The organism is Thermomonospora curvata DSM 43183 (assembly GCF_000024385.1).
GTDB lineage: Bacteria > Actinomycetota > Actinomycetes > Streptosporangiales > Streptosporangiaceae > Thermomonospora > Thermomonospora curvata.
This window is the reverse complement of the sequence record NC_013510.1, coordinates 5010885-5037226: the sequence shown is the minus strand read 5'-3', so window position 1 is coordinate 5037226 and position 26342 is coordinate 5010885. Positions and strand designations below refer to the sequence as shown.

Below are 26342 nucleotides of genomic sequence, written 5' to 3'. Positions count from 1 at the left end.
AAGGCGGGTGCGCCTTCAGCGGGGGGCGGTGATCGAGACCGGCTGCCCCCACCTGGCGTAGGCGGTGCGCAACGTGACGGCCTTGTCGCCCGAGCCGACGGTGACATGGAGCCGGTGGGGCAGCCCGGAGGAGTCCAGGGCGAGCGCGAACACCGCCCGCTTCGCCCCGGTGGCGCGGGTCAGGTCGTTGTAGAGCGGCTCGTCCACCAGCGCGGCCATCGGGACCACGCCCCGGTAGGTGCGTCCGACCTGGCGCAGCGAGGTGCTGCCCTGCACCAGCTTGGCGACGTTCGCCACGGACGTGCCCCCGCGCACCCCGGCCGCCAGCGGCGCATACCCCTGGGTCTGCGCGCCCGCCGAGGGGACCGGCTGCCAGGACGCGCCCGTGCGCACGTAGGCGGTGTCGTCGATCAAGATGGTGCGGGCCGTGCGGCGGGTCTGCGGGTCGCTGCTGGACACCAGCATCGAGTAGGCGGGCTCCCCCCCGCTCACCAGCCGGAACCGGCCCTTGGCGGTGACGGCCGCCCCGCAGCAGCCCGAGCGGCGGAAGGAGAAGGACGCGCTGGGATGGCGCGCCGCCGTCCGCTCGATCCGCGCGGCCAGCGCCGCGCCCGGCCCCGGGGTGGGCGACAGGTCCGGCCGGGGGCCTTCGGCGGCGGCCGTCGGCAGCAGCACGTCCTGCCCGCCGGGCCGGTCCTGCCCGCCGCTCAGGACGTGCACCGCGCCCCCGGCCAGCGCGATCGCCGCCACCGCCCCGGCGGCGCCCACCAGCAGCCGCCGGCTCCGCAGGCCGGCGGCGGGGGCCGCGGAACGGGCGGTGCCGGCCGGTTCGGGCCGGGCGGGCGGCGGGGCCGACAGCGTCGCGGTGACCATGTCCGTCAGCCGCCCGGCGCCCTGAGCCTCCCAGGACGGCCCGTAGGCGGAGACGGCGGCCTCCTCCAGCATGGCCAAAAAGTCCTCGGCCGAGCCGGGACGGTCACCGGGGTCCTTGGCCAGGCCCGCCAGGATCAGGCCGCGCAGCGGGCCGGGCACCGCGTCGGCCGGGATCGGCGCCTCCCGGTGCGCCTTGGCCAGCGCGGCGAGCGCCTTGCCGCCGTTTCCCGCCGCATCGAACGGGCGGCGTCCGGTCAGGCACTCGTAGAACACCACGGTCGCCGCATACAGGTCGGAGGCGGGGGAGGCGGGGGCGCCGTCCCACAGCTCGGGCGCGGCGTAGGCGGGCGTGCCGGGCGGCTCGTCCCCGAAGGCGCGCGGCGGGACGATCCCGAAGTCGGTGACCAGGATCTCGCCGGTGGGCTCGACCAGCACATTGCCGGGCTTGAAGTCCTGGTGGACCACCTCGGCCTGGTGCGCGGCGCCCAGCGCGGCCAGCGAGCCGCCGAAGACCGCCAGCGCGGCCAGCGGACCGGTGGGGCCCTGGACGTCCAGCATCCGCCGCAGGCTGATCCCACGGGCCAGCTGCATCACCACCGCGCCCGCGCCGCCGGGCCCCTCCACCAGGTCGTACAGGTCGGCGATGGCCTCGTCTTCGACCTGGGTCATGCGCCGGGCCACCGCCCGGTACCGCTGCATCCAGGACGCGTCCGACCACAGCCGCTCGTCCAGGTACTTGATGGCGACCTCGGTGCGGGTGACGTCGTCGACGGCCAGCATCACCCGCCCGGAGGCGCCGCGCCCCAGCTCTTTCACGTGTGTGAAGCCGGGGACCGTCCAGCCGTCCACCACTTCTTTTCGCTTCCCTCCGGTTCGTGCGGCCCGGCAGACGATCAGCAAGCCTCGGCCACCGGCCCGGGCACCGACCCTTGTCGACGGCGAACCCCGCACTGATTTAGATGGGTGGATATCGGCCATTGACGGCCCGGGTCAAGTGTCTTCATCGGATTGCGACTGAGAGACTGGTCGGATGACTGGCATCGATCACTCCCAACGGCTGTTCGAGCGGGCGAACGCGGTGGTGCCGGGCGGGGTCAACTCCCCGGTGCGAGCCTTCCGGGCGGTGGGCGGCACCCCCCGGTTCATCGCCTCCGCGCGCGGCCCGTACCTCATCGACGCCGACGGCAACGAATATGTGGACCTGATCTGCTCGTGGGGGCCGCTGATCCTCGGCCACGCCCACCCGGCGGTGGTGGAGGCCGTCACCCGGGCCGCCGAGCGCGGCACCTCCTACGGCGCCCCCACCCCCGGCGAGGTGGAGCTGGCCGAGGAGATCGTGGCGCGCACCCCGGTGGAGATGGTGCGGCTGGTCAACTCCGGCACCGAGGCCACCATGTCGGCGATCCGGCTGGCGCGCGGCTTCACCGGCCGCAGCAAGGTGGTCAAGTTCGCCGGCTGCTACCACGGGCACGTGGACTCCCTGCTGGCCGCCGCCGGCTCGGGGGTGGCCACGCTGGCGCTGCCGGACACCCCGGGCGTCACCGGCGCCACCACCGCCGACACCATCGTGCTGCCCTACAACGACGCGGCCGCGGTGGAGGAGGCCTTCGGCCGGCACGGCCACGAGATCGCCTGCGTGATCACCGAGGCGTGCCCGGCCAACATGGGCGTGGTCCCGCCGCTGGAGGACTTCAACCGGCTGCTGAAGGCGCTGTGCGAGCGGCACGGCGCCCTGCTCATCATGGACGAGGTGCTGACCGGCTTCCGCGCCTCCCGCACCGGCTGGTACGGCCTGGAGGGCGTGGCGGGCGACCTGATGACCTTCGGCAAGGTCATGGGCGGCGGGCTGCCGGCCGCCGCGTTCGGCGGGCGCGCCGACGTCATGGCGCACCTGGCCCCGGCCGGTCCCGTCTACCAGGCCGGCACCCTGTCGGGGAACCCGCTGGCCACCGCCGCCGGGCTGGCCACGCTGCGCAACGCCACCGAGGAGGTCTACCAGACCATCGCCCGCGCCGCCTCGGTGGTCTCCCGGGCCGCCAGTGAGGCGCTGGCCAAGGAGGGCGTCCCGCACCGCCTGCAGGTCGCCGGCACGCTGTTTTCGATCTTCTTCACCGACGAGCAGGTCCGCGACTTCGCCGCCGCCCAGCGGCAGAACACCAAGGCCTATGCCGCCTTCTTCCACGCCGCCCTGGACCGCGGGGTCTACCTGCCGCCGTCGGCCTATGAGGCGTGGTTCCTGTCGGCCGCCCACGACGAGGCCGCCTTGGACCGCGTGGTGGAGGCCATGCCGCACGCCGCCCGCGCCGCCGCCGAGGCGCTCGGCTGAGACCGGCCCGCCGTCCTGATCGTTTTAGAAGCCGGTGGAAGTGCGGTTTTTTCAGATTTAGATTTACTTCATGCTCGATCTCGATCGGCTGCGCGCGCTGCACGCGGTGGCCGTCCACGGCTCGGTCAGCGCCGCCGCCGAAGCGCTGCACGTCACCACCTCGGCGGTCTCCCAGCAACTGGCCAAGCTGGAGCGGGAGACCGGGCACAAGCTGCTGGAGCGCAGCGGGCGGGGAGTCCGGCTGACGGACGCGGCGCAGCTGCTGGTCGCGCACGCCGAGAGCATCCTGGCCATGGTCGAAAAGGCCGAGGCCGACCTGGAGGCGCACCGCGGCGCGGTGGTGGGGGAGCTGACGATCGCGGCCTTCCCCACCGCCGTGCGCGGCCTGGTCCCCGCCGCGCTGGCCGCGCTGCGCGCCGACCACCCCGGATTGCGGGTGCTGGTCCGCGAGTACGACCCGTTGGAGAGCCTGCCGCTGGTGGCCCGCGGCGACATCGACCTGGCGATCGTCCAGGACTGGAACAACGAGCCCTTCGCCGTCCCCGACGGCCTGGAGAAGGGAAGCATCTGCGAGGACGTGGCCGATGTGGCGCTGCCGGCCGCCCACCCGCTGGCCGGCCGGGACGTGGTCGGCATCGAGGAGCTGGCCGGGGACTGCTGGATCAGCTCCACCCCCGGCTCGATCTGCTGCGACTGGCTGGTCCGCACGCTGCGCTCGGTGGAGCGCGAGCCGCGCATCGGCCACATGGTCTACGAGTTCGCCAGCCAGCTCGCCCTGGTCGCCGCCGGGCTGGGCAACGCCGTCCTGCCCCGGCTGGGCCGCTGCGACATCCCGCCGGGCGTCAGCGTCGTCGCCCTGCGCCCCACCCTCATCCGCCGCATCTACGCCGTCTGGCGCCAGGAGGCGGCCCGCCGCCCGGCCATCTGCGCCGCCCTGGACGCCCTGCGCGCCTCCGCCCGCTCCCTGCAGCCGGCCGGAAGGGACGAGAAGACGACGGTCGTGGCCGCGCAGCGGCCCTGACGGGGGCCTTCGGGGTGGGGCCGTGGACGGCGGTGGTCGTGCGCGCAGGTAGTCTGGCCTCCGCCATGAGTGAGAAGACGATCGTTCATCTGTTGCGGCACGGCGAGGTGCACAACCCCGAAGGGATCTTGTACGGACGGCTGCCGGGGTACCACCTCAGCGAAGACGGCGTCCTCATGGCACAGGCGGCGGCCAAGTGGTTCGCCGACCGTGACGTCGCCGCCATCTTCTCCTCCCCGCTGGAGCGGGCGCTGGAGACCGCGGCGCCCATCTCCGAGCTCTTCGGCCTGCCGGTGACGGTGGACGAGCGGCTGATCGAGGCCGGCAACCGCTTCGAGGGTCTGACGTTCGGGGTGGGGCAGGGCTCGCTGCGCCGCCCCGCGCACTGGCCGTTCCTGATCAACCCGTTCCGGCCGTCCTGGGGAGAGCCCTACAAGCAGATCGCCGCGCGGATGAAGGCCGCGGTGATCGCCGCCCGGGACGCGGCCCGCGGCCGGGAGGCGGTGTGCGTCAGCCACCAGCTGCCGATCTGGACGCTGCGGCGGTACGCCGAAAAACGGCGGCTGTGGCACCACCCCAAGCACCGCCAGTGCCAGCTGGCCAGCGTGACCAGCCTGACGTTCGAAGGGGTCCGGCTGGTGGGGGTGAGCTATGCCGAGCCCGCCGCCGACCTGGTGCGGCGCCCCACGGTCCCGGGAGCCTGAACCCCCCACTACAGTGATGTACTACGTCGTGTAGTAGGAGTTCCCATGCCCGGAGTCAAGGCCGCCGCCGCGGCCGTCGTGGCCGTCTGCGCGCTGCTGGCCGGATGCGCGGGCACCACCGCCTCCCAGGGCGGACCCGACAGCGGAGACGAGCGCTTCATCGCCGGCGACGGCACCGCCCAGGTCATCGCGCCCGCCGCCCGCAAGACCGTCGCGAACGTCGCGGGCACCACCCTGGACGGCGAGCCGCTGGCCCTGGCCGACCTGCGCGGCAAGGTCGTGGTGATGAACTTCTGGGCGTCCTGGTGCGCGCCCTGCCGGGGCGAGGCCCCCACGCTGCAGAAGCTGTCGCAGGAGCACAAGTCCAAGGGCGTGGAGTTCGTCGGCGTCAACTTCAAGGACGCCAAGGACCAGGCCCTGGCCATGGAACGCAGCTTCGGCATCACCTACCCCAGCCTCTTCGACGGCGACGGTCGGCTCATGCTGGCCTTCCGCGACATCCCGCCCAACGCGGTGCCCAGCACCCTGATCTTCGACCGCCAGGGCCGGGTGGCGGTGCGCGTCATCGGCGCCACCACCTACTCCAAGCTCAACCCGCTGATCAACCGGGTCGTCGCAGAGGGATGAGCTGCGCCAGCGGCCGCGGCAGGGCCGAGACGAGCGACGCCGGAACGCGGGAGGAGCGGGCCGTGCCCCCGCGCGGAGGACGAGCGCTGCCATGACCATGACAGGGATCACCGAAGGGGTCGCCGAGACCGTCGCCGGCGGCTCGCTGCTGCTGGCCATGCCGCTGGCGGCGGCGGCCGGGCTGGTCTCCTTCGCCTCCCCGTGCGTGCTGCCGCTGGTGCCCGGCTACCTGTCCTACGTCACCGGCATGTCCGGGGTGGACCTGCAGCGGCAGCGGCGGGGCCGGCTGGTGGCCGGGGCGGCGCTGTTCGTCGCCGGGTTCACCGTGGTGTTCGTCAGCGCGGGAACCGCCTTCGGCGGGCTGGGCCGCTGGCTGCTGGAGTACGCCGACCCCATCACCCGGGTGCTCGGCGCGCTGACGATCGTGTTCGGGCTGGCGTTCATGGGGCTGATCCCCGGACTGCAGCGCACCGTCAAGTCCGGGCGGCTGCCGGCCGCCGGGCTGGCCGGGGCGCCGCTGCTGGGCGCGCTGTTCGGGATCGGCTGGACGCCCTGCATCGGCCCCACCCTGGCGGCGGTGCAGGCGCTGTCGTTCAACGAGGCCAGCGCGGGCCGCGGGGCGCTGCTGTCGCTGACCTACTGCCTGGGGCTGGGCGTGCCGTTCGTGGTGACGGCGCTGGCCTACCGGCGGGCGCTGGGCGCCTTCGGCCTCATCAAACGCCGCTACCGCCTGGTGACGCGCCTCGGCGGCGGGATGCTGGTGGCCATCGGGGTGCTGCTGGTGACCGGGCTGTGGGGCGAGCTGACCCTTGAGCTGAAGTCGTGGATCGGCGGCTTCGAGACGGTGATCTGACATGACGCACACGCAGCAGGCCGCCACCGAAGCGCCCGCCGCTCCACAGGACCCCCAGGCGCCGCGCGGCCTGGGACCGGTCGGCTGGCTGCGCTGGAGCTGGCGGCAGCTCACCTCCATGCGCACCGCGCTGATCCTGCTGTTCCTGGTGGCGCTGGGCGCGGTGCCCGGATCGTTCCTGCCCCAGCGGGGCCAGGCCCCCGAACAGGTCGCCCGGTACCTGGAAGAGCACCCGACGCTCGGTCCCTGGCTGGACCGGCTGTCGCTGTTCGACGTGTTCGCCGCCCCCTGGTTCGCGGCCATCTACACCCTGCTGTTCGTGTCACTGGCCGGCTGCGTGATCCCGCGGGCCCGCCAGCACTGGCGGGCGATGCGCTCCCAGCCGCCGGCCGCCCCCCGCAACCTGTCACGGCTGCCGCAGTCGGCGTCCTTTGAGACCGACCGCGACGCCGAGCAGGTGCTCTCGCAGGCCCGGGCGCTGCTGCGCGGCCGGCGCTTTCGGGTCGCCGACGGGGTGGGCTCGGTCGCGGCCGAGAAGGGCTACCTGGGCGAGATCGGCAACCTGGTCTTCCACCTGGCGCTGCTGGTGCTGCTGTTCGCGGTGGCGGCGGGCGCGCTGCTGGGCTACCGCGGCAACATCCTGCTGACCGAGGGCGGCGCCTTCGCCAACACCCTGGCCTACTACGACCAGTTCTCCCCGGGACGGCGCTTCAGCCCCGACCGGCTGGCCCCCTTCTCGATCCGGCTGGAGGACTTCAAGGCCGAGTACGTCCTGGAGGGCGAGCGGCGCGGGCAGCCGCTGGACTACACCGCCAAGATCTACTACCGGGAGGGCTACGACTCCCCCGAGAAGGCCTATGACCTGAAGGTCAACCGGCCGCTGGGAGTCGGCGGCGCCAAGGTCTACCTGCTGGGCCACGGCTATGCGCCCCGCTTCACGGTGCGCGACGGCAAGGGCGACATCGCCTTCCGCGGCGCGGTGCCGTTCCTGCCGATGGAGGAGGGCGCCTTCACCTCCGAAGGCGTCATCAAGGTCCCCGACGCCCGGCCCGAGCAACTGGCCTTCCAGGCGGTGTTCTGGCCCACCGCCGTGGCCGACACCGACAAGGGCAGGGTGCTGTCGGCCTTCCCCGCCCCGCTGAACCCGACGATCTCGCTGATGGCCTTCAAGGGCGACCTGGGCCTGGACTCCGGCACCCCCCAGTCGGTGTACCGGATCGAGGGCATCGGCAAGACCCTCCAGCCCATCAAGGGCGGCTCGAAGATCCTGCGGCAGGGGGAGACCTTCGAGCTTCCCGGCGGAGCGGGGTCGATCACCTTCGACGGCACGCAGGAGTGGATCAGCCTGGCCGTCAACCACGACCCCGGCCGGCTGCCCGCCCTGATCGCCGCCGTGATCGCCATCGCCGGCGTGGTCGTCTCCTTCACGGTGCGGCGCCGTCGGGTGTGGGTGCGCGCGACCCCTGCCGGGGGCGGGCGTACCGTGGTGGAGATCGGCGGGCTGACCTTGGGCAACCCGACCGCCGAATTCGACGACCTGGTGGCGGCACTGCGCCGTGCCGTCCCGCCCGCCGGCCCCGGGGACGATCCCTCCGGCGCCGGCGCAAGCGACGCAACCGACAAGACCGAGGAGTGACCAGCGTGGCCGACAGCGACCTCGCGAATCTGAGCGACCAGCTCGCGCTGGGCGCCGTGCTGCTGTACGTCGTGGCGATGGTCGGCTACGCGCTCGACCTGGGCTTCGGCCTGCGCCGGCGACAGCGGGAACAGGCCGAGCAGCCCGCCAAGGTGCTGGTCGGCGCCGCCGTGGACGCCGGCGGGTCGAGCGCCGTGGCCGCGGCGGAGGCCGCCGAGGAAAGCGAGAGCGGCGCCGAGGAGGGCGGCGGACGCGGCAAGACCGACTGGGGCCGGTTCGCCGTCCTGATCACCGTGCTGGGCTGGGGCGCCCACCTGGGCACCCTCGTCACCCGCGGCTGGGCCGCCGAGCGCTGGCCGTGGGGCAACATGTACGAGTTCCTGACGGCCATCGCGTTCGCCGCCGTCACCGCCTACCTGGTGGTGCTGGCCCGCTACCGGGCCCGCTTCCTGGGCGCGTTCGTGATGATCGCCGCGGTGCTCGCCCTCGGCGTGGCCACCATCTGGCTGTACACCCCGGTGGGCCCGCTGGTCCCGGCGCTGCGGTCGTACTGGATCGCCATCCACGTCACCGCCGCCATCGTCGCCACCGGCGCGTTCACCGTCGGCGGGGCGGCGACCATCCTCTACCTGCTGCGCGCCCGCCGGCAGGAGCGCGAGGAGGCCCGGGAAGAGGCCCCCGGGGAGAAGAAGGGCGGGCTGCTGGCGCTGCTGCCGGACGCCGAGGTGCTGGACCGGCTGGCCTACAAGGTCACCGTGTTCGCCTTCCCGATCTGGACCTTCGCCATCATCGCCGGCGCGATCTGGGCCGACGAGGCGTGGGGCCGCTACTGGGGCTGGGATCCCAAGGAGGTCTGGTCGTTCGTGACCTGGGTGATCTACGCCGGTTACCTGCACGCCCGGGCGACCGCCGGCTGGAAGGGCCGCCGGGCCGCGGTCATCTCGCTGGTGGGCTTCGCCGCCCTGCTGTTCAACTTCTTCGGAGTGAACTACATGTTCGAGGGGATGCACTCCTACGCGGACTGACCCTCCCCGCTGAGGATGAGGCGATCGCAACCGGCCGGGGCCAGTGCGGCCTCGGCCGGTTCGCGTCCGGGACGCATGGGTGCGGCCGGGCGGGAAACTGTGACCTGAGCGGCTGCGAAGCGGGGCTTTTTCAGTCCTCGCCGCGGATGCGGCGGTCCAGGCTCCGCAGGAACTCCGGGTCGTCGTCGGGCCCGCGCGGCGCCGCGGGACGCGGCGCGGAAGAGCCCAGGGCGGCGCCGGAGGGGTCCACCGGGATGCGGGGACGGCCCAGGGCCAGCCACAGCAGCGCCCCCAGGATGAAGCCGAACAGCACGATCAGGAACCAGCCGAACTTGGGCAGCAGCCGCACCTCGGCCTCGTCGGTGGTGAGCGCGTCGAACAGACAGAACAGCCAAATCCCAACGATGATCAGGCCCAGCACCACATAGAGCATGCATTGAGCGTAACCGGTGACCCGAGTGCTGACCTCGTGTCGACGCGGCACCGGCGCGCGCTTTACCCTGCCATGGACGGCTCCGGCGGCGCACCGGCCGGGCACCCGGACGTTCCGAGAGGCGGGGTGGATGCGGTACCGAGGAATTCGCCGTAGGTCCCGCGAGCGGCCGGAGGAGGACTTCGCCTCCTCCCCTCCCGAACAGCCCCCCGCCGGGCGCGGGCCGCGCTGGCTGCCCACCCGCCCCCGCGCCAGCCAGCCGCGCGACAGGTGGGGCAGGTTCCGCAAGGGCGGGCGGGACGACGACCTGACGGTGCGGCATGGAGCGGACGGCCGTACCGAACGCGGCGACCGGCGCCCCGCCGTCCCCGGGGCCGGGCCCGCCGTGGCCGAACGCCCCGGCTACCGGTTGCGGGATTTCGAACTGGACCCCGAGCTGCCCCGGGCTCAGCCGCACCCGCCGGACGTGCCGCCGCGCGGCGACGGCCTGCGGCACTGCGGCGTCCTGGAGGGCATCTTGCACCGGCAGTGGGACGCGGCGCAGGGCGCGCCCAGCCCGGAGGTGGTCCGGGCGATCGACAGCCTGGCCGAGCTGCCCGATGCGCTCAAGGTGCGGTTGGCCGGCGAGCTGGAGGGCATCTATGTGGGCCAGGGCGGCGTGCCGCAGCTGGACCACATGGGGCACCTGTCCGGCCGGCCGCTGCCGTCGGGCCGGGCCACCTGGGACATCTGCGCCGGGGCCTATGGCGACCGCAAGATCGTGGTGGGCGACCGGCCCTCGCCGACCCCGGATGTGATGATGCACGAGGTGGGGCACGCCCTCGACGACATCGACGGGGAGGGCGGGCGCTGGCGGTCCGACAGCGCCGATTTCCGCGCGCTGTACGCCCGCTGCCTGCCGTATCTGGCCAGCGATTTCCACCGCCAGCCCGCCGAGCTGGGCCGGCGGGAGTTCTTCGCCGACGCCTTCGCCGCGATCTCGTCCCGGCAACGGCCCGCACTGGTCGACATGCTCGGCGGCAACATCCGGTTGGCGCTCGATGTGATGCTGTTCTTTAACCGCAGATACGGAATTTGAGCCGAGGTGATCGACGGTGTACGTGATCCGGCTTCCCGACGGCACCCTGCGCGTCCCACACAGCGCCGTCACCGAGGACGGGAACACCATCGGCCAGGGCTATGTGGAGATCGCCCCCGGGCACCCCGACTACGACCGGCTCGTCGCCCAGGCGCTGACCGAAGAGGAGCTGGAGGACAGGCGGCGGGGCTGGCGGGCCGGAGACGAGGCGCTGCGCCGGCAGTTCGAGGAATGGAAGGCCGCGCAGACCGAGGAATGAACCCCCATTTCGACCCCCCGTTTCCACAGGAAGTGAACTTTTTCGACATGCCGTTCCCCGGGGCGGTGAAGTCAGGGCGATGCGATGCCCACAAGGGCGACAGGCGCTGTCGAGACCCCCGTTACCGGCATTGTGAGACCACGTGGTGAAGAAGACTCGGTAGGGCTGCCGGTGGCATACGCCGCGACGACGCGGAAGGAGCGCGTCGCCGGGGCCGGTGTGCTCACTTCCCGGAACCGTGGCTTGAGAGGAGGCCCGGTGACCGCGCTGCCGGCGGGGCGCATCGAACCGCTGCGCGCAGCGACTCGGCTCCGGCCGCCGAGGACAGGGCCGCACCCGCCGCGGGCGAAGGCCGCGACAGACCCTCAGTGCCTCCCGATGACCTGGCAGATCACATCCCCGTGAGCCGGCTGCGGCTCTGTGACCTGCATCGCGGCCGGGGCTGCCGGGCGGACCGCCACGGCGGCCGGCAGGGCGCGGCCCTATGCCGGTGCCCCGCAGGTCTCGGCGCGACTGCCCGCAGAGGCCGGCGCGGCCTGTGCCGCTTCAGCGGCCCGACGACTGCTCGGCCAGCGGCTCTTCCCCGCGCAGCAGCGCATGCACCTCGGACTCGCGGAAGCGACGGTGGCCTCCGGGTGTACGGATGCTGCTGATCCGGCCCGCCGCGGCCCACCGGGTCACCGTCTTGGGATCGACCCTGAAGAGCGCGGCCACCTCTCCGGGGGTCAGCAGGCGCTCGCTGGTGCTTTCCACGTTGTTCTCTCCCCCTTTGTCCCGCTTCCGGTGCGGGTGGACAGATTCTTAGTGTGCCGGGCGGGGACCGATTTCTCCCTTGGTTTCGCAAAACATCACGGTGAGTAGTGGCATGACCTGCAAAGATAACGGGAAGTAAACGTGAGCTTTGGTCACATCCGTCGCAGCGTCCCGTATGTCCCCACTGGGCACCGCCGGGGACCTGCCGTTATGCCCTCTTCGGCCCCGCCGCGACCGAGCGCATAGTCTCAGCCTCATGTCCGGAGTGACCCGACACGATGAGACGGTCCTGCGGCAGCCGGCGCCGGAAGGGCGTGGCGGATCGCCGGCCGCCGAACTGGTGACGCTGACCGACATCAAGGCGGCGGCGGCCCGGCTGAGCGGGGTGTGCGTCCGCACCCCGCTGATCCCCTACCCCCTCGCCGAGCCGCCCCTGCTGATCAAAGCCGAGTCCCTGCAACCGGTCGGGGCGTTCAAGCTGCGCGGCGCCTACAACGCCATCGCCCGGCTGCCGCGGGAAGTGCGCGCCCGCGGGCTGGTCGCGCACTCCAGCGGCAACCACGCCCAGGCCGTGGCCTACACCGCGCGCCGCCTGAAGATCCCCGTGGTGCTGGTCATCCCGCACACCGCCCCCGGGGTGAAGGTGGAGGCCTGCCGGCGGCTGGGCGCCGAGATCGTCTTCGTCGAGCCCACCCACGAGGCCCGCGTCGCCACCGCCGAGCGCCTGGCCGAGGCGCACGGCTTCGCCCTGGTTCCCCCGTTCGACCACCTGGACGTCATCGCCGGCCAGGGCACCGTCGGGCTGGAGATCGCCCAGGACGCGCCGGAGGTGGAGGTGGTGCTGGTGCCGGTCGGCGGGGGCGGGCTGATCGCCGGGGTGGCCGCCGCCGTGCGCGCGATGCGCCCGCAGGCCAAGGTGATCGGGGTGGAGCCGGAGCTGGCCGCCGACGCCCGCGCCTCGCTGCTGGCCGGCCGGCCGGTGACCTGGCCCGCCGAGGACGTCGGCCGCACGATCGCCGACGCGCTGCGCGCCCAGCGGGTCGGCTCGCTCACCTTCGCCCACATCAAGGAGCATGTGGACGACATCATCACGGTTCGCGAGCCGGAGATCCGCGAGACCATGCGGCGCCTGGCCCGGCAGGCCCGCCTGATCGCCGAGCCCGGGGGAGCGGTCGCCGTCGCCGCCTACCTGTTCCACCGCGACGAGCTGCCCGCCGCATCGGCGTACGTGGCGGTGCTGTCGGGGGGCAACGCCGACCCTGCGCTGCTCACCGAGGTCCTCGCATAGACTCGGCAGCACCATGCGTTCCGTACTCGTTTACACCGCCGCCAGGCTGGCCGTGTTCGCCGTCACAGCCGGCATCCTCTACCTGGTGCTGCCGCTGGACTACGCCGACTCCGCCTCCTGGATGGTCCTGCTGGCGGTGGCCGTGCTGGTCAGCGGGATCGTCAGCTACGTGCTGCTGGCGCGCCAGCGCGAGGCGTTCTCGGCGGTCGTGGTCTCCGGCATCGAGGAGCGGCGCCGCAGATTCGAGCAGTCCCGCGCCAAGGAGGACTGAGCCCGGGCGCGTCCACCCCTCACCGCCGTGGGCGCGGCCCGGCGCGCCTCCTAAGGTGTTGGACATGACCAGGGCTTCTCTTGACAAGCGGCCGGAGGAAGTGGCCGCCATGTTCGACGGCACCGCCGAGCGGTACGACCTGCTCAACAGCCTGATGACCGGCGGGCTGGACCGGCGGTGGCGCCGTGCGGTGGTGGCCGCGCTGGACGTCCGGCCCGGGGAGCGGGTCCTGGACCTGGCGGCGGGCACCGGCACCTCCTCAATCCCCTTCGCCGAGGCCGGTGCGCGCACGGTGGCCTGCGACTTCTCCTTCGGGATGCTGACGGTGGGCCGGCGGCGTACCGGGCGGCTGCCGGAGGGGAGCCGGCCGCGCTTCGTGGCCGGGGACGCGCTGCGCCTGCCCTTCGCCGACGGCGTCTTCGACGCCGTGACCATTTCGTTCGGATTGCGCAACGTAGCCGATACCGATCTGGCGCTGCGCGAGCTGCGCCGGGTCACCAAGCCCGGCGGCCGGCTGCTGGTGTGCGAGGTCAGCCACCCTCCCAACAGGCTGCTGGCGCTGGGGCACCGGCTGCATCTGCGCTACGGGCTGCCCCTGCTGGCGCGGGTCAGCTCCAACCCCGACTCCTACCGCTACCTGGCCGAGTCCACCCTGGCCTGGCCGGGGCAGCGGGAGCTGGCGCAGCGGCTGATCGCGGCCGGCTGGGGGTCGGTGCGCTGGCGGAACCTGACGTTCGGCGTGGTGGCCCTGCACCACGCGGTCAACCCCGCCTGAGTCTCAATCAGATCGCAAAAACGGGACGAACGGCCCCTTGGATCCGGACAAGGATGTTCGGACCGCTCCAAAGGCGGCGGGGAGTTAGGTACACATCACTCTCGCCGAAGGAATAGACTCCCTCTGGATCCTTGTGAAGTCCTTCACAAGCGAACGAGCGAAGGAACACCGCAGTGACCGAATCCTCCGGGCGGGCGGACGCCATCGTCGTCGGTGCGGGACCCGCCGGCTCGTCCACCGCCTACTGGCTGGCCCAGGCCGGCCTGGACGTGCTGTTGCTGGAGAAGGCCACCTTCCCCCGCGACAAGATCTGCGGTGACGGCCTCACCCCCCGAGCCGTACGGGCCCTGATCTCCATGGGCGTCGACCTCGATGCGCCCGGCTGGGCCCGCACCAGGGGCCTGCGCATCTACGGCGGCGGGGTCAAGATCGAACTGGACTGGCCCGAGCTGGCCTCCTTCCCCGACTTCGGCCTGGTGCGCGCCCGCACCGACCTGGACCGGCTGCTGGCCGAGCACGCCGCCAAGGCCGGCGCCCGGCTGCAGCAGGGCTGCAACGTCACCGGCCCCATCGTCGACGAGCGCACCGGCCGCATCGTCGGCGTCACCGCCAAGTACCAGGGCCAGGAGGTCTCCTACCGCGCCCCGCTGGTGGTCGCCGCCGACGGCAACTCCAGCCGGCTGTCGCTGGCCATGGGGCTGCGGCGGCGCACCGACCGCCCGATGGGCGTGGCCGTCCGCCGCTACTACCGCACCCCCCGCCACGACGACGAGTACCTGGAGTCGTGGCTGGAGCTGTGGGACGGCCAGCGGCTGCTGCCCGGCTACGGCTGGGTGTTCCCGCTCGGCAACGGGCTGTCCAACGTCGGGCTGGGCCTGCTCAACACCAGCAAGGCGTTCCAGAACGTCGACTACCGGGCCATGCTGCGCAAGTGGACCGCCGGCATGCCCGAGGAGTGGCAGATCGACGAGGACCACGCCACCGGCCCGATCCGCGGCGCCGCCCTGCCCATGGGCTTCAACCGCCAGCCCCACTACACCCGGGGCCTGCTGCTGGTGGGCGACGCCGGCGGCATGATCAACCCTTTCAACGGCGAAGGCATCGACTACGGGCTGGAGTCCGGCAAGCTGGCCGCCGAGACCATCGTGCAGGCGCTGGCCCGCTCCACCCCCGGCCGGCGGGAACGCACCCTGCACCAGTACCCGCGCATCCTCAAGGAGCAGCACGGCGGCTACTTCACCCTCGGCCGGATCTTCGTGCAGGCCATCGGAGATCCCCGGGTGATGAAGTTCCTGACCAGGCACGGGCTGCCGCATCCCACCCTGATGCGCTTCACCCTCAAGCTGCTGGCCAACCTCACCGACCCGCGCGGCGGCGACGCGATGGACCGGGTGATCAACGCCCTGAAGAAGGCGGCGCCGGCGGCATGAACTCGGCGAGGGGACGCATCGTGACACGGCCGGGCACACCGGGCCCGGCCGTGCTGCGGCGATCCCACTGCGCCGCACGTCCGGGAGCGCAAAAGACGGCGTTCCGGACGTTCGCCACAGAACCGACCGACATGGGGCACCCCCCGCGGGACGTGCACATCGGCGTCCTGGCTAAGGTGGCCACCCGTGGCCATGGCGCATCTCACAACCGCGCCGTGACCGGTGCCACGGTGGCGAGCTCGCCCCGCGCCTCGCTGGAGGCGACCCCATCGGCGGCGTCCAGCCCGTACAACGCCGTACGAACCGAGGAGGGGGTGTAGAGACATGGATCTCTACGTTCCGATCGTCGTGCTGGGAGCACTGGGATTCGCCTTCGCGGCCTTCTCGGTGTTGATGTCCGCCGTCGTCGGCCCCAAGCGCTGGAACCGGGCCAAGCTCGAAGCCTATGAGTGCGGCATCGAGCCCACCCCCCAGCCGGTGGGCGGCGGACGCTTCCCGATCAAGTACTACCTGACGGCGATGCTGTTCATCGTCTTCGACATCGAGATCATCTTCCTGTACCCGTGGGCGGTGGCCTTCGAGAGCATGGGGATCTTCGCGCTGGTCGAGATGGTGCTGTTCATCGTCACCGTCCTGGTCGCGTACGCCTACGTGTGGCGGCGCGGCGGTCTGGAGTGGGACTGAAGATGAGCCGCGAGTCCAGCCGCATGCAGCCGGCGCTGCGGCGCAAAGACGGTGAACCGGCCGCACAGCGAGTGAGGAGGGCGGGCGAGCCATGGGCCTAGAGGAGAAACTCCCCAGCGGATTCCTGCTGACCACGGTCGAGCAGGTGGTGGGCTGGGCTCGCCGGAGCTCGACCTGGCCGGCCACCTTCGGGCTGGCCTGCTGCGCCATCGAGATGATGGCCGCCGGCGACCCCCGCCACGACTTCTCCCGCTGGGGCATGGAACGCGCCTCGGCCACGCCGCGGCAGGCCGACCTGATGATCGTGGCGGGCCGGGTGAGCCAGAAGATGGCGCCGGTGCTGCGGCAGATCTACGACCAGATGACCGAGCCCAAGTGGGTCATCGCCATGGGCGTGTGCGCCTCCTCCGGCGGCATGTTCAACAACTACGCCGTCGTGCAGGGCGTGGACCACATCGTCCCGGTCGACATCTACCTGCCCGGCTGCCCGCCGCGGCCGGAGATGCTGATCGACGCCATCGTCAAGCTGCACGACAAGATCCAGAACACCAAGCTGGGCCCGCACCGCAAGCGGCAGATCCAGGAGCTGGAAGAGGCCAAGCGCCGCCGCCTGCCGCTGCTGGGACAGCAGGGAGCGATCTAAATGAGCAGTCAGAACCCCGAGCAGCAGGCCGAGCAGGCCGCCGACCGGCTGCCCGCCCCGGCTGCGGCCGACCCGCTGGCCCAGCCGATCGTCCGCAAGGGCATGTTCGGCGCCAAGACCAGCGGCGACACCTCCGGCTACGGCGGGCTGGTCGTCCGGCAGGCCCCCAAGGTCTCCAGCCCCCGCCCCTACGGCGGCCCGGAGGGCACCGGCACGCCGGGCGAGTTCGACGAGGTCGCCGACGCGCTGGAGCGGGCCTTCCCCGACTTCGGCGAGGCCGTGGAGCGGGTGGTGGTGGACCGCGGCGAGATCACCTTCGTGGTGCGCCGGCAGTACCTGCCGCAGGTCGCCCAGACCTTGCGCGACGATCCCGCCCTGCGTTTTGAGCTGTGCACCGGGGTGTCGGGCGTGCACTACCCCTCCGACACCGGCGCCGAGCTGCACGCCGTCTACCACTTCCTGTCGATGACCCACAACCGGCGGATCCGCATCGAGGTCACCTGCCCCGACGCCGACCCGCACATCCCGTCGATCGTGTCGATCTACCCGACCAACGACTGGCACGAGCGGGAGACCTACGACTTCTTCGGGATCATCTTCGACGGGCATCCGGCGCTGACCCGCATCGAGATGCCCGACGACTGGGTGGGTCACCCCCAGCGCAAGGACTACCCCCTTGGCGGAATCCCGGTCGAGTACCGAGGCGCGGAGATCCCGCCGCCCGACCAGCGGAGGTCGTACGCCTGATGAGCTCTGCCAAATACACCGAGTACGACGCCTACGCCGCCGAGGAGGCGACCGAGGGCAAGGTCCTGGGCGTGCAGGGCGGCGACTGGGACCAGGTCGTCACCGCCGCCGCCGAGGACGGCTCCGATGAGCGGCTCGTGGTCAACATGGGCCCCCAGCACCCCTCCACCCACGGCGTGCTGCGGCTGATCCTGACGCTGGACGGCGAGACCGTCGACGAGTGCCGGGTGAACATCGGCTACCTGCACACCGGCATCGAAAAGAACATGGAGTTCCGCACCTGGGCGCAGGGCCCGGCGTTCTGCACCCGGATGGACTACCTCTCGCCGATCTTCAACGAGACCGCCTACTGCATGGCGGTGGAAAAACTGCTGGGCATCACCGACCAGATCCCCGAGCGGGCCCAGATCATCCGCGTGATGATGATGGAGCTCAACCGGATCTCCTCCCACCTGGTGGCCATCGCCACCTTCGGGCTGGAGCTGGGCGCCACCACGGTGATGCTCAACGGCTTCATCGAGCGCGAGTACGCCCTGGACGTGTTCGAGGAGATCACCGGGCTGCGGATGAACATGGCCTACGTCCGGCCGGGCGGCGTCGCCCAGGACATCGGGCACGGCGGGTTCACCAAGGTCCGCGAGTTCCTGGACCGCATGCCGGGGCGCATCAAGCAGCTGCGCAAGCTGATGGACGCCAACCCCGTCTTCCTGGCCCGCACCAAGGACATCGCCTACCTGGACCTGGAGGGCTGCATGGCCCTCGGCGTCACCGGGCCGGTGCTGCGCGCCACCGGGCTGCCGTGGGACCTGCGCAAGACCCAGCCGTACTGCGGCTACGAGAAGTACGAGTTCGAGGTGGCCACCCAGGACACCTGCGACGTCTACGGCCGCTACCTGGTGCGCATGCAGGAGATGGAGGAGTCCCTCAAGATCATCGAGCAGTGCCTGGACCGGCTGTCGGTCACCAAGGGCCCGGTGATGATCGAGGACAAGAAGATCGGCTGGCCCGCCCAGCTGGCCATCGGCACCGACGGCATGGGCAACTCGCCCCGGCACATCGCCCACATCATGGGCACCTCCATGGAGGCCCTCATCCACCACTTCAAGCTGGTGACCGAGGGCTTTCGCGTGCCGGCCGGCCAGGCGTACGCGGCGGTGGAATCGCCCCGCGGCGAACTGGGCGTCCACGTGGTCAGCGACGGCGGTCCCCGCCCCTACCGCGTGCACTTCCGAGACCCGTCCTTCACCAACCTGCAGGCGACGCCGGCCATGACCGAAGGCGGCATGGTCGCGGACGTGATCGCGGCCGTCGCCAGCATCGACCCCGTGATGGGAGGGGTGGACCGCTGATGGCGTACTCACCCGAAACCCGCGCCCAACTCGAACGGGACGCCAAGGAGATCATCGCGCGCTACCCCAAGCCGCGCTCGGCCCTGCTGCCGCTGCTGCACCTGGTGCAGTCGGTGGACGGCCACATCACCTCCGACGGCATCGAGTTCTGCGCCGAGCAGCTGGGCATCACCCCCGCCCAGGTCACCGGGGTCGCCACCTTCTACACCATGTACAAGCACAAGCCCGTCGGCGAATACCACGTCGGGGTGTGCATCAACACGCTGTGCGCGGTGATGGGCGGCGACCAGATCTGGGAGGAGCTGTCCGAATACCTCGGCGTCGGGCACGACGAGGCCACCGAGGACGGCAAGATCTCGCTGGAGCGCCTGGAGTGCAACGCCGCCTGCGACTACGCGCCGGTGGTCATGGTCAACTGGGAGTTCTTCGACAACATGACTCCCGAGAAGGCCAAGCAGCTGGTCGATGACCTGCGCGCCGGCAAGGAGGTCGCCCCCACTCGCGGCCCGAAGCGGCTGTGCACCTGGAAGGAGGCCTCCCGGGTGCTGGCCGGCTTCCCCGACGGCCGGGCCGGCGAGGGCGTGCAGGCCGGTGAGCCGACCCTGGCCGGGCTGAAGCTGGCCAAGGAACGCAACTGGCAGGCTCCCCCGCCGCAGGCGTCCGCTCCCGAGGCCGACGAGCCCGCCGCAGGCTCCCAGACACAAGGGGACACCCACAAATGAGCACGACTCTCACCCCGGTGCTGTCCCGCAACTGGGACCAGCCGGACTCCTTCACCCTGGCCGCCTACGAACGCACCGGCGGCTACCAGGCCATGCGCAAGGCGCTGCGGATGGAACCGGACGCCATCGTCCAGGCGGTCAAGGACTCCGGGCTGCGCGGCCGCGGCGGCGCCGGCTTCCCCACCGGCATGAAGTGGGGCTTCCTGCCGCCCAACAGCCCCAAGCCCCGCTACCTGGTGGTCAACGCCGACGAGTCCGAGCCGGGCACCTGCAAGGACATCCCGCTGATGATGGCCAACCCGCACGTGCTGGTCGAAGGCATCATCATCAGCGCCTACGCGATCCGCTCCCACCACGCCTTCATCTACGTGCGCGGCGAGGTGCTGCACGTCATCCGCCGCCTGCAGCAGGCGGTCGCCGAGGCCTACCAGGCCGGCTACCTCGGCAAGGACATCCTCGGCACCGGCTACGACCTGGACGTGGTGGTCCACACCGGCGCCGGCGCCTACATCTGCGGCGAGGAGACCGCGCTGCTGGACTCCCTGGAGGGCTACCGCGGCCAACCCAGGCTCAAGCCTCCCTTCCCGGCCGTGGCGGGGCTCTACGGCGGCCCCACCGTGATCAACAACGTGGAATCGATCTCCTCGGTTCCCTCGATCGTGGCCAACGGGCCCGACTGGTTCGCCTCGATGGGCACCGAGAAGTCCAAGGGTTTCGGGATCTTCTCGCTGTCGGGGCACGTGACCCGGCCCGGCCAGTACGAGGCGCCGCTCGGCATCACGCTGCGCGAACTGCTGGAGATGGCCGGCGGCATGCGCAAGGGCCGCGATCTGAAGTTCTGGACCCCCGGCGGCTCGTCCACCCCGCTGTTCACCAAGGAGCACATGGACGTGCCGCTGGACTTCGAGAGCGTCGGCGCGGCCGGCTCCATGCTCGGCACCCGGGCGCTGCAGATCTTCGACGAGACCACCTGCGTGGTGCGGGCGGTGCTGCGCTGGTCGGAGTTCTACGCGCACGAGTCGTGCGGCAAGTGCACCCCCTGCCGCGAAGGCACCTACTGGTACAAGCAGATGCTCAGGCGGCTGGAGAACGGCCAGGGCACCGAGGAGGACCTGGAGACGCTGCTGGACCTGTCCGACAACATCCTCGGACGGTCCTTCTGCGCGCTGGGCGACGGCGCCACCAGCCCGGTGACCTCGTCCATCAAGCTGTTCCGCGACGAGTACATCGCGCACATCACCGAGGGCGGGTGCCCGTTCGACCCCGCCAAGTCGACCGTTTGGGCAGGTGAGCAGTGACGGTCACCGACAAGACCTCCGCAGAGGTCGAACAGCGGCCGAAGATGGTCAAGTGCACCATCGACGGCTTTGAGATCGAGGTGCCCGAGGGCACGCTGATCATCCGGGCCGCCGAGCTGCTGGGCATCCAGATCCCCAGGTTCTGCGACCACCCGCTGCTGGACCCGGTGGGCGCCTGCCGCCAGTGCCTGGTGGAGATCCCCGACGCCGGCAACGGGCGCCCGATGCCCAAGCCGCAGGCCTCCTGCACCACGCAGGTGATGCCCGGCATGGTGATCAAGACGCAGCTCACCTCCCCGGTGGCCGACAAGGCCCAGCACGGGGTGATGGAGCTGCTGCTGATCAACCACCCGCTGGACTGCCCGATCTGCGACAAGGGCGGCGAGTGCCCGCTGCAGAACCAGGCGATGTCCAACGGCCGGGGCGAGAGCCGCTTCCGCGACACCAAGCGCACCTTCCCCAAGCCGATCGCGCTGTCGTCGCAGATCCTGCTGGACCGCGAGCGGTGCATCCAGTGCGCCCGCTGCACCCGCTTCTCCGACCAGATCGCCGGCGACCCGTTCATCGACCTGTTCAAGCGGGGCGCCCAGGAGCAGGTCGGGGCGGCCGACGGCCGGCCGTTCCAGTCCTACTTCTCCGGCAACACGGTGCAGATCTGCCCGGTGGGCGCGCTCACCGGGGCCGCCTACCGGTTCCGCTCCCGGCCCTTTGACCTGGTGTCGGTGCCCACGGCCTGCGAGCACTGCGCCTCCGGCTGCGCGCTGCGCACCGACCACCGCCGCGGCAAGGTGACCCGGCGGCTGGCCGGCGACGACCCGCAGGTCAACGAGGAGTGGAACTGCGACAAGGGCCGGTGGGCCTTCACCTACACCACCCAGCCCGACCGGCTCGTCTACCCGATGGTCCGCAACGCCGACGGGGTGCTGGAGACCACCTCCTGGCCGGAGGCGCTGGCCGCCGCGGCCCGCGGCCTGGCCGCCGCCCGCGGCCGCGCCGGGGTGCTCACCGGCGGGCGGCTCACGCTGGAGGACGCCTACGCCTACGCCAAGTTCGCGCGGGTGGCGCTGGGCACCAACGACATCGACTTCCGGGCCCGGCCGCACTCGCCCGAGGAGGCCGACTTCCTGGCCTTCGCGGTGGCCGGGCACGGCATCGAGGTCTCTTACGCCGACCTGGAGAAGGCCCCGGCGGTGCTGCTGGCCGGGTTCGAACCGGAGGAAGAGTCCCCGATCGTCTTCCTGCGGCTGCGCAAGGCGTACCGGAAGAAGGGCCTGAAGGTCTACTCGATCGCCCCGTTCGCCACCCGCGGGCTGGCCAAGATGGGCGGCACGCTGCTGCGGTCGCTGCCCGGCGGGGAGGCCGAGGTGCTGGGCGCCCTGGTCACCGGGGACGAGCCGGCCGTCGAGGAGCTCAAGGCCCCCGGCGCGGTGATCCTGCTCGGCGAGCGGCTGGCCACCAGCCCCGGCGCGCTGTCCAGCGCGGTGCGGCTGTCCCAGGTCACCGGCGCCCGCTTGGCCTGGGTGCCGCGGCGGGCCGGGGAGCGCGGCGCGCTGGAGGCCGGGGCGCTGCCCACGCTGCTGCCGGTGGGCCGTCCGGTCGCCGACCCGGCCGCCCGCGCCGAGGTCGCCCGGGTCTGGAACGTGGCCGAGCTGCCGGCCGCACCCGGCCGCTCCACCGGCCAGATCCTGGCCGCCGCCGCGGCCGGGGAGCTGGAGGCGCTGCTGATCGGCGGGGTGGACCCCTACGACCTGCCCGACCCCGAGGGCGCGCTGGCCGCCATCGAGGCCGCTCCGTTCGTGGTGAGCCTGGAGCAGCGGGCCAGCGCCGTCACCGACCGCGCCGACGTGGTGCTGCCGGTGGCCGCGGTGACCGAGAAGGCCGGCACGTTCGTCAACTGGGAGGGCCGCGGCCGCCAGTTCGACGTGGTGCTGAAGGTCCCCGGCAGGCTGTCGGACCTGCGGGTGCTGGACGCGCTGGCCGGTGAGATGGACGTCCACCTGGCGCTGCCGGGGCCGGAGGCGGCCCGCCGCGAGCTGGCCGAGCTGGGCACCTGGCGGGGCGAGCGGGCCGGCGCCCCGTCGGCGACCGCCGCGGTCACCCGCGAGCCGCTGCCGGGCGAGGCGCTGCTGGCCACCTGGCGGCAGCTGCTGGACCTGGGCCGGCTGCAGGACGGCGAGCCGTACCTGGCGGGCACCGCCAAGCCCTCGCTGGCCCGGCTGTCGCCCGCCACCGCCGCCGAGATCGGCGCCGGGGACGCGGTGACCGTCAGCCACGGCGACCGGTCGCTGACGCTGCCGCTGGAGATCACGCCGGACCTGCCGGACCGGGTGATCTGGCTGCCCACCAACTCGCAAGGCTGCGCCCTCTACCGCGACCTGGGCGCGGACACGGGCGCGATCGTCTCGATCGCCGCGGCCGAGGCCGACAGTGGAGGTGCCGAATGAGCGTGCCGCTGGCCGCCACCGCCGATCCCACCATCTCCTCCTTCGGGCGCGACCCGTGGTGGCTGATCGGCGGCAAGGTGCTGGCCATCTTCATCTTCCTGGTGCTCACCGTCTTGATGACCATGTGGATCGAGCGCCGGGTCATCGGCCGGATGCAGCTTCGGGTCGGTCCCAACCGGGCCGGGCCCTTCGGGCTGCTGCAGGGCCTGGCCGACGGCATCAAACTGGCCCTCAAGGAGGACATCACCCCACGTCAGGTGGACAAGGTGGTGTTCATCCTGGCCCCGGTCATCGCCGCGGTTCCGGCGTTCGTGTCGTTCGTCATCATCCCGTTCGGCCCGACGGTGTCGATCTTCGGCCACCAGACCCCGCTGCAGGGCACCGACCTGCCGGTGGCGGTGCTGCTGGTGCTGGCGATGGCCTCGATGGGCGCCTACGGGATCGTGCTGGCCGGCTGGTCGTCGATGTCGCCGTACGCCCTGCTGGGCGGGCTGCGCTCGGCCGCCCAGGTGATCTCCTATGAGATCGCCATGGGGCTGTCGTTCGTGGCGGTGTTCCTGTTCGCCGGCACGATGTCCACCTCGGGGATCGTGGCGGCCCAGGCCGACCGCTGGTTCGCGGTGATGCTGCTGCCCTCGTTCATCGTCTACGTGATCACGATGATGGGCGAGTCCAACCGCATCCCCTTCGACCTGCCCGAGGGCGAAGGCGAGATCGTCGGCGGGTTCCACACCGAGTACTCGTCCCTGAAGTTCGCGATGTTCTTCCTGGCCGAGTACATCAACCTGGCCACCCTGTCGGCCCTGGCCACCACGCTGTTCCTGGGCGGCTGGCGGGCCCCGGCGCCGATCTCCACCATCTGGCCGGGCGCCAACCAGGGCTGGTGGCCGGTGCTGTGGTTCATGATCAAGATCGGCCTGTTCATCTTCTTCTTCATCTGGCTGCGCGGTTCGCTGCCGCGGGTGCGCTACGACCAGCTGATGAAGCTGGGCTGGAAGGTCCTGATGCCCTTCTCCCTGGGCTGGATCCTGCTGGTGGCCACCGTCCGCGGGCTGCGCAACGCCGGCTACGACATGACCCAGGTGGCGATCTGGTCGGCCGTGGCCATCGGAGTGCTGCTGGTGCTGTCGATCGTGTGGGACATGGCCCGCGGCGACCGGGACTCCGGCAAGGAGATCGTCCCGGACCTGCAGGCCGCCGAGCCGGAGCGCGCCGGGGCCTTCCCGGTGCCGCCGCTGGACGCCCCGCACTACCACGGCGTCGGCCGCCGCGACGTCACCGCGCACAAGGAGGTGGCCAGTGGGTCTCACTGACTTCCTGAACCCGGTCAAGGGCTTCGGTGTCGCTTTTCACCAGATGTTCCAGAAAAGCGAGACCGTCCAGTACCCGGAGGTGAAGAAGCCCACCGCCCCCCGGTTCCACGGCCGGCACCAGCTCAACCGCTGGCCGGACGGGCTGGAGAAGTGCATCGGCTGCGAGCTGTGCGCGTGGGCCTGCCCGGCGGACGCCATCTACGTGGAGGCCGCCGACAACACCGAGGAGGAGCGCTACTCCCCGGGTGAGCGCTACGGCCGCGTCTACCAGATCAACTACCTGCGCTGCATTCTGTGCGGGATGTGCATCGAGGCGTGCCCCACGCGCGCGCTGACGATGACCAACGAATACGAACTGGCCGACGACAACCGCGAGAGCCTGATCTACACCAAGGACATGCTGCTGGCGCCGCTGCGCGAGGGCATGGAGGCGCCGCCGCACCCCATGCGGCTCGGCGAGACCGAGGAGGACTACTACCGCCTCGGCCTCAAGGAGACCGACGACTCCGATGGGGGGCGGCGTTCCGGCGGCGACGCGGCGGTCCGCGCCGAGAGCGGTGAGAAGAAGTGATCGAGCAACTGACCGGCTCCGCGACCCCGGTGCTGGCACAGACCGACGCCCAGCCGGGTGAACCGGTGGTGTTCTGGCTGCTGGCCGTCGTCAGCGTGGCCGCCGCCTTGGGCATGGTGTTCCTGCGCAAGGCGGTGCACTCGGCGCTGATGCTGGCGGTGGTCATGCTGTCGCTGGCGGTGCTGTACGCGGTGCAAGACGCCCCCTTCCTGGCGTTCGTGCAGGTCATCGTGTACACCGGCGCGGTGCTGATGCTGTTTTTGTTCGTCCTCATGCTGGTGGGCGTCTCCTCCACCGACTCGCTGGTGGAGACCATCCGCGGCCAGCGGATCTGGGCGGCGATCGCCGGGCTGGGCTTCGCCGTGCTGGTGATCTCCGGCCTGGGCAACGCCGCGCTGTCGGACTCGATGGGGCTGGCGGCGGCCAACGCCGAGGCCGGCGGCAACGTCCAGGGCCTGGCGCGGCTGCTGTTCACCAAGTACGTGTTCGCGTTCGAGGTGACCAGTGCGCTGCTGATCACCGCGGCGCTGGGCGCGATGGTGCTGGCCCACCGCGAGCGCACCAGCCCCAAGCCCACCCAGAAGGAACTGTCCAAGCGCCGGTTCCGTCCCGGCGGCCACCCGACCCCGCTGCCCGGCCCCGGCACCTACGCCCGGCACAACGCGGTGGACATGCCGGCGCTGCTGCCGGACGGCAGCATCTCGGAACTGTCGGTCAACCCCGTCATCGCGCGCCGCGCCGGCACCGCCCGGATGCACGCCGACCTGGAGGGCCAGACCGAAGAGCAGGCGGTCGAGCGGGACGTGACCGCGGTGCGGGCGGTCACCGACTCCGCACGCGACGCCGACGCCGAGTCCCGGGAGGTCAAGTCGGGCACCCCCGCCGCCGGCGGGGACGCGAGTGAAGGCGAGGCAGGCTCATGAGTCCCGGCCACTACCTGACGCTGTCGGCGCTGCTGTTCACCATCGGCGCCACCGGCGTGCTGGTGCGCCGCAACGCCATCGTGATGTTCATGTGCGTGGAGCTGATGCTCAACGCCGCCAACTTGGCGTTCGTGTCGTTCGCCCGCATGCACGGCAACCTCGACGGCCAGATCATCGCCTTCTTCGTGATGGTGGTCGCCGCCGCCGAGGTCGTGGTGGGGCTGGCGATCCTCATGACGATCTTCAGAACCCGCAGGTCGTCGTCGGTGGACGACGCCAACCTGCTGAAGTACTGA

At 71.6% G+C, this 26342-nt stretch carries 27 protein-coding genes; 24 read left to right on the top strand and 3 right to left on the bottom strand.

Annotation, left to right across the window (positions count from 1 at the left end; translation table 11 throughout):
* Positions 1 to 15 precede the first annotated feature (15 nt).
* Positions 16 to 1689: a serine/threonine-protein kinase gene (locus TCUR_RS21815; protein WP_169313047.1), complete on the bottom strand. Its 1674-nt coding sequence runs from the start codon at positions 1687 to 1689 to the stop codon at positions 16 to 18.
* A gap of 214 nt (positions 1690 to 1903) precedes the next feature.
* Here TCUR_RS21815 and hemL point away from each other — a divergent pair, with 214 nt between their 5' ends.
* The 7 genes from hemL (at position 1904) to ccsB (ending at position 9065) form a co-directional block, all read left to right on the top strand.
* The gene (gene hemL, locus TCUR_RS21810) at positions 1904 to 3199 is read left to right on the top strand and encodes a glutamate-1-semialdehyde 2,1-aminomutase (protein ID WP_012854744.1); all 1296 of its coding nucleotides are present in this window, start codon (positions 1904 to 1906) and stop codon (positions 3197 to 3199) included.
* Between the two features lie 70 nt (positions 3200 to 3269).
* Positions 3270 to 4220, top strand: a complete 951-nt coding sequence (locus TCUR_RS21805) for a LysR family transcriptional regulator (RefSeq protein WP_012854743.1) — start codon at positions 3270 to 3272, stop codon at positions 4218 to 4220.
* Between the two features lie 65 nt (positions 4221 to 4285).
* Positions 4286 to 4924 (top strand): histidine phosphatase family protein, encoded by a 639-nt coding sequence (locus tag TCUR_RS21800; protein WP_041440234.1) that lies wholly within the window; start codon positions 4286 to 4288, stop codon positions 4922 to 4924.
* Positions 4925 to 4969: 45 nt separating this feature from the next.
* A complete protein-coding gene (locus TCUR_RS21795; protein WP_012854741.1) occupies positions 4970 to 5551 on the top strand; it encodes a TlpA family protein disulfide reductase in 582 nt (193 codons plus the stop codon).
* Between the two features lie 91 nt (positions 5552 to 5642).
* Positions 5643 to 6404 (top strand): cytochrome c biogenesis CcdA family protein, encoded by a 762-nt coding sequence (locus tag TCUR_RS21790; protein WP_012854740.1) that lies wholly within the window; start codon positions 5643 to 5645, stop codon positions 6402 to 6404.
* A gap of 1 nt (position 6405) precedes the next feature.
* The gene (gene resB / locus TCUR_RS21785) at positions 6406 to 8040 is read left to right on the top strand and encodes a cytochrome c biogenesis protein ResB (RefSeq protein WP_012854739.1); all 1635 of its coding nucleotides are present in this window, start codon (positions 6406 to 6408) and stop codon (positions 8038 to 8040) included.
* Between the two features lie 5 nt (positions 8041 to 8045).
* Entirely contained in the window at positions 8046 to 9065 is a 1020-nt protein-coding gene (ccsB, locus tag TCUR_RS21780) for a c-type cytochrome biogenesis protein CcsB (RefSeq protein WP_012854738.1), read from the top strand.
* Between the two features lie 130 nt (positions 9066 to 9195).
* On the opposite strand, the gene TCUR_RS21775 is transcribed toward ccsB, so the two are convergent.
* Positions 9196 to 9498, bottom strand: a complete 303-nt coding sequence (locus tag TCUR_RS21775; RefSeq protein WP_012854737.1) for a PLDc N-terminal domain-containing protein — start codon at positions 9496 to 9498, stop codon at positions 9196 to 9198.
* A 130-nt stretch (positions 9499 to 9628) separates the two neighbouring features.
* On the opposite strand from TCUR_RS21775, the gene TCUR_RS21770 reads away from it, so the two are divergent.
* Together TCUR_RS21770 and TCUR_RS21765 are read left to right on the top strand one after the other, a co-directional pair.
* Entirely contained in the window at positions 9629 to 10576 is a 948-nt protein-coding gene (locus TCUR_RS21770) for a hypothetical protein (protein ID WP_012854736.1), read from the top strand.
* A 16-nt stretch (positions 10577 to 10592) separates the two neighbouring features.
* On the top strand, positions 10593 to 10835 hold the full coding sequence (locus TCUR_RS21765; protein ID WP_012854735.1) for a hypothetical protein: 243 nt from the start codon (positions 10593 to 10595) through the stop codon (positions 10833 to 10835).
* A 546-nt stretch (positions 10836 to 11381) separates the two neighbouring features.
* On the opposite strand, the gene TCUR_RS21760 is transcribed toward TCUR_RS21765, so the two are convergent.
* Positions 11382 to 11588 carry a BldC family transcriptional regulator gene (locus TCUR_RS21760; protein WP_012854734.1) on the bottom strand — a complete coding sequence of 69 codons (207 nt, stop codon included), beginning with the start codon at positions 11586 to 11588 and terminating at the stop codon, positions 11382 to 11384.
* Between the two features lie 256 nt (positions 11589 to 11844).
* Here TCUR_RS21760 and TCUR_RS21755 point away from each other — a divergent pair, with 256 nt between their 5' ends.
* From TCUR_RS21755 to nuoK, 15 genes are all read left to right on the top strand, one after another.
* Complete coding sequence (locus tag TCUR_RS21755) at positions 11845 to 12876, top strand: threonine ammonia-lyase (protein WP_012854733.1); 1032 nt, start codon at positions 11845 to 11847, stop codon at positions 12874 to 12876.
* 13 nt (positions 12877 to 12889) lie between these two features.
* A complete protein-coding gene (locus TCUR_RS21750) occupies positions 12890 to 13147 on the top strand; it encodes a DUF4229 domain-containing protein (protein ID WP_012854732.1) in 258 nt (85 codons plus the stop codon).
* 64 nt (positions 13148 to 13211) lie between these two features.
* Complete coding sequence (locus TCUR_RS21745) at positions 13212 to 13922, top strand: demethylmenaquinone methyltransferase (RefSeq protein WP_012854731.1); 711 nt, start codon at positions 13212 to 13214, stop codon at positions 13920 to 13922.
* 173 nt (positions 13923 to 14095) lie between these two features.
* Positions 14096 to 15352, top strand: coding sequence for a geranylgeranyl reductase family protein (locus TCUR_RS21740; RefSeq protein ID WP_012854730.1), 1257 nt, complete (start codon positions 14096 to 14098; stop codon positions 15350 to 15352).
* A 324-nt stretch (positions 15353 to 15676) separates the two neighbouring features.
* On the top strand, positions 15677 to 16036 hold the full coding sequence (locus TCUR_RS21735; RefSeq protein ID WP_012854728.1) for an NADH-quinone oxidoreductase subunit A: 360 nt from the start codon (positions 15677 to 15679) through the stop codon (positions 16034 to 16036).
* 91 nt (positions 16037 to 16127) lie between these two features.
* Complete coding sequence (locus tag TCUR_RS21730) at positions 16128 to 16679, top strand: NuoB/complex I 20 kDa subunit family protein (protein ID WP_012854727.1); 552 nt, start codon at positions 16128 to 16130, stop codon at positions 16677 to 16679.
* Positions 16680 to 17426, top strand: coding sequence for an NADH-quinone oxidoreductase subunit C (locus tag TCUR_RS21725; RefSeq protein ID WP_012854726.1), 747 nt, complete (start codon positions 16680 to 16682; stop codon positions 17424 to 17426).
* Entirely contained in the window at positions 17426 to 18775 is a 1350-nt protein-coding gene (locus TCUR_RS21720; RefSeq protein ID WP_012854725.1) for an NADH-quinone oxidoreductase subunit D, read from the top strand. Before TCUR_RS21725 ends, TCUR_RS21720 begins: the two co-directional genes overlap by 1 nt.
* Positions 18775 to 19497: an NADH-quinone oxidoreductase subunit NuoE gene (nuoE, locus tag TCUR_RS21715; RefSeq protein WP_012854724.1), complete on the top strand. Its 723-nt coding sequence runs from the start codon at positions 18775 to 18777 to the stop codon at positions 19495 to 19497. Before TCUR_RS21720 ends, nuoE begins: the two co-directional genes overlap by 1 nt.
* Positions 19494 to 20795: an NADH-quinone oxidoreductase subunit NuoF gene (gene nuoF / locus TCUR_RS21710; protein WP_012854723.1), complete on the top strand. Its 1302-nt coding sequence runs from the start codon at positions 19494 to 19496 to the stop codon at positions 20793 to 20795. The genes nuoE and nuoF overlap by 4 nt, the downstream gene beginning before the upstream one ends.
* Entirely contained in the window at positions 20792 to 23239 is a 2448-nt protein-coding gene (locus tag TCUR_RS21705; RefSeq protein WP_012854722.1) for an NADH-quinone oxidoreductase subunit G, read from the top strand. Before nuoF ends, TCUR_RS21705 begins: the two co-directional genes overlap by 4 nt.
* Entirely contained in the window at positions 23236 to 24552 is a 1317-nt protein-coding gene (nuoH, locus tag TCUR_RS21700) for an NADH-quinone oxidoreductase subunit NuoH (RefSeq protein WP_012854721.1), read from the top strand. Before TCUR_RS21705 ends, nuoH begins: the two co-directional genes overlap by 4 nt.
* Complete coding sequence (gene nuoI / locus TCUR_RS21695) at positions 24539 to 25123, top strand: NADH-quinone oxidoreductase subunit NuoI (protein ID WP_012854720.1); 585 nt, start codon at positions 24539 to 24541, stop codon at positions 25121 to 25123. The genes nuoH and nuoI overlap by 14 nt, the downstream gene beginning before the upstream one ends.
* Complete coding sequence (locus TCUR_RS21690; RefSeq protein WP_012854719.1) at positions 25120 to 26046, top strand: NADH-quinone oxidoreductase subunit J; 927 nt, start codon at positions 25120 to 25122, stop codon at positions 26044 to 26046. Before nuoI ends, TCUR_RS21690 begins: the two co-directional genes overlap by 4 nt.
* A complete protein-coding gene (gene nuoK, locus TCUR_RS21685; protein WP_012854718.1) occupies positions 26043 to 26342 on the top strand; it encodes an NADH-quinone oxidoreductase subunit NuoK in 300 nt (99 codons plus the stop codon). Before TCUR_RS21690 ends, nuoK begins: the two co-directional genes overlap by 4 nt.

What these genes read in the sequence shown, in the direction of transcription:
- TCUR_RS21755 (WP_012854733.1), top strand. Translation starts at nt 11,845, where the DNA reads ATGTCCGGAGTGACCCGACACGATGAGACGGTCCTGCGGCAGCCGGCG.
- TCUR_RS21725 (WP_012854726.1), top strand. Translation starts at nt 16,680, where the DNA reads ATGAGCAGTCAGAACCCCGAGCAGCAGGCCGAGCAGGCCGCCGACCGG.
- TCUR_RS21805 (WP_012854743.1), top strand. Translation starts at nt 3,270, where the DNA reads ATGCTCGATCTCGATCGGCTGCGCGCGCTGCACGCGGTGGCCGTCCAC.
- nuoH (WP_012854721.1), top strand. Translation starts at nt 23,236, where the DNA reads ATGAGCGTGCCGCTGGCCGCCACCGCCGATCCCACCATCTCCTCCTTC.
- TCUR_RS21745 (WP_012854731.1), top strand. Translation starts at nt 13,212, where the DNA reads ATGACCAGGGCTTCTCTTGACAAGCGGCCGGAGGAAGTGGCCGCCATG.
- resB (WP_012854739.1), top strand. Translation starts at nt 6,406, where the DNA reads ATGACGCACACGCAGCAGGCCGCCACCGAAGCGCCCGCCGCTCCACAG.
- nuoK (WP_012854718.1), top strand. Translation starts at nt 26,043, where the DNA reads ATGAGTCCCGGCCACTACCTGACGCTGTCGGCGCTGCTGTTCACCATC.
- nuoE (WP_012854724.1), top strand. Translation starts at nt 18,775, where the DNA reads ATGGCGTACTCACCCGAAACCCGCGCCCAACTCGAACGGGACGCCAAG.
- nuoF (WP_012854723.1), top strand. Translation starts at nt 19,494, where the DNA reads ATGAGCACGACTCTCACCCCGGTGCTGTCCCGCAACTGGGACCAGCCG.
- TCUR_RS21720 (WP_012854725.1), top strand. Translation starts at nt 17,426, where the DNA reads ATGAGCTCTGCCAAATACACCGAGTACGACGCCTACGCCGCCGAGGAG.
- TCUR_RS21800 (WP_041440234.1), top strand. Translation starts at nt 4,286, where the DNA reads ATGAGTGAGAAGACGATCGTTCATCTGTTGCGGCACGGCGAGGTGCAC.
- TCUR_RS21735 (WP_012854728.1), top strand. Translation starts at nt 15,677, where the DNA reads ATGGATCTCTACGTTCCGATCGTCGTGCTGGGAGCACTGGGATTCGCC.
- hemL (WP_012854744.1), top strand. Translation starts at nt 1,904, where the DNA reads ATGACTGGCATCGATCACTCCCAACGGCTGTTCGAGCGGGCGAACGCG.
- TCUR_RS21750 (WP_012854732.1), top strand. Translation starts at nt 12,890, where the DNA reads ATGCGTTCCGTACTCGTTTACACCGCCGCCAGGCTGGCCGTGTTCGCC.
- TCUR_RS21790 (WP_012854740.1), top strand. Translation starts at nt 5,643, where the DNA reads ATGACCATGACAGGGATCACCGAAGGGGTCGCCGAGACCGTCGCCGGC.
- TCUR_RS21770 (WP_012854736.1), top strand. Translation starts at nt 9,629, where the DNA reads ATGCGGTACCGAGGAATTCGCCGTAGGTCCCGCGAGCGGCCGGAGGAG.
- TCUR_RS21730 (WP_012854727.1), top strand. Translation starts at nt 16,128, where the DNA reads ATGGGCCTAGAGGAGAAACTCCCCAGCGGATTCCTGCTGACCACGGTC.
- TCUR_RS21795 (WP_012854741.1), top strand. Translation starts at nt 4,970, where the DNA reads ATGCCCGGAGTCAAGGCCGCCGCCGCGGCCGTCGTGGCCGTCTGCGCG.
- TCUR_RS21775 (WP_012854737.1), bottom strand. Translation starts at nt 9,498, where the DNA reads ATGCTCTATGTGGTGCTGGGCCTGATCATCGTTGGGATTTGGCTGTTC.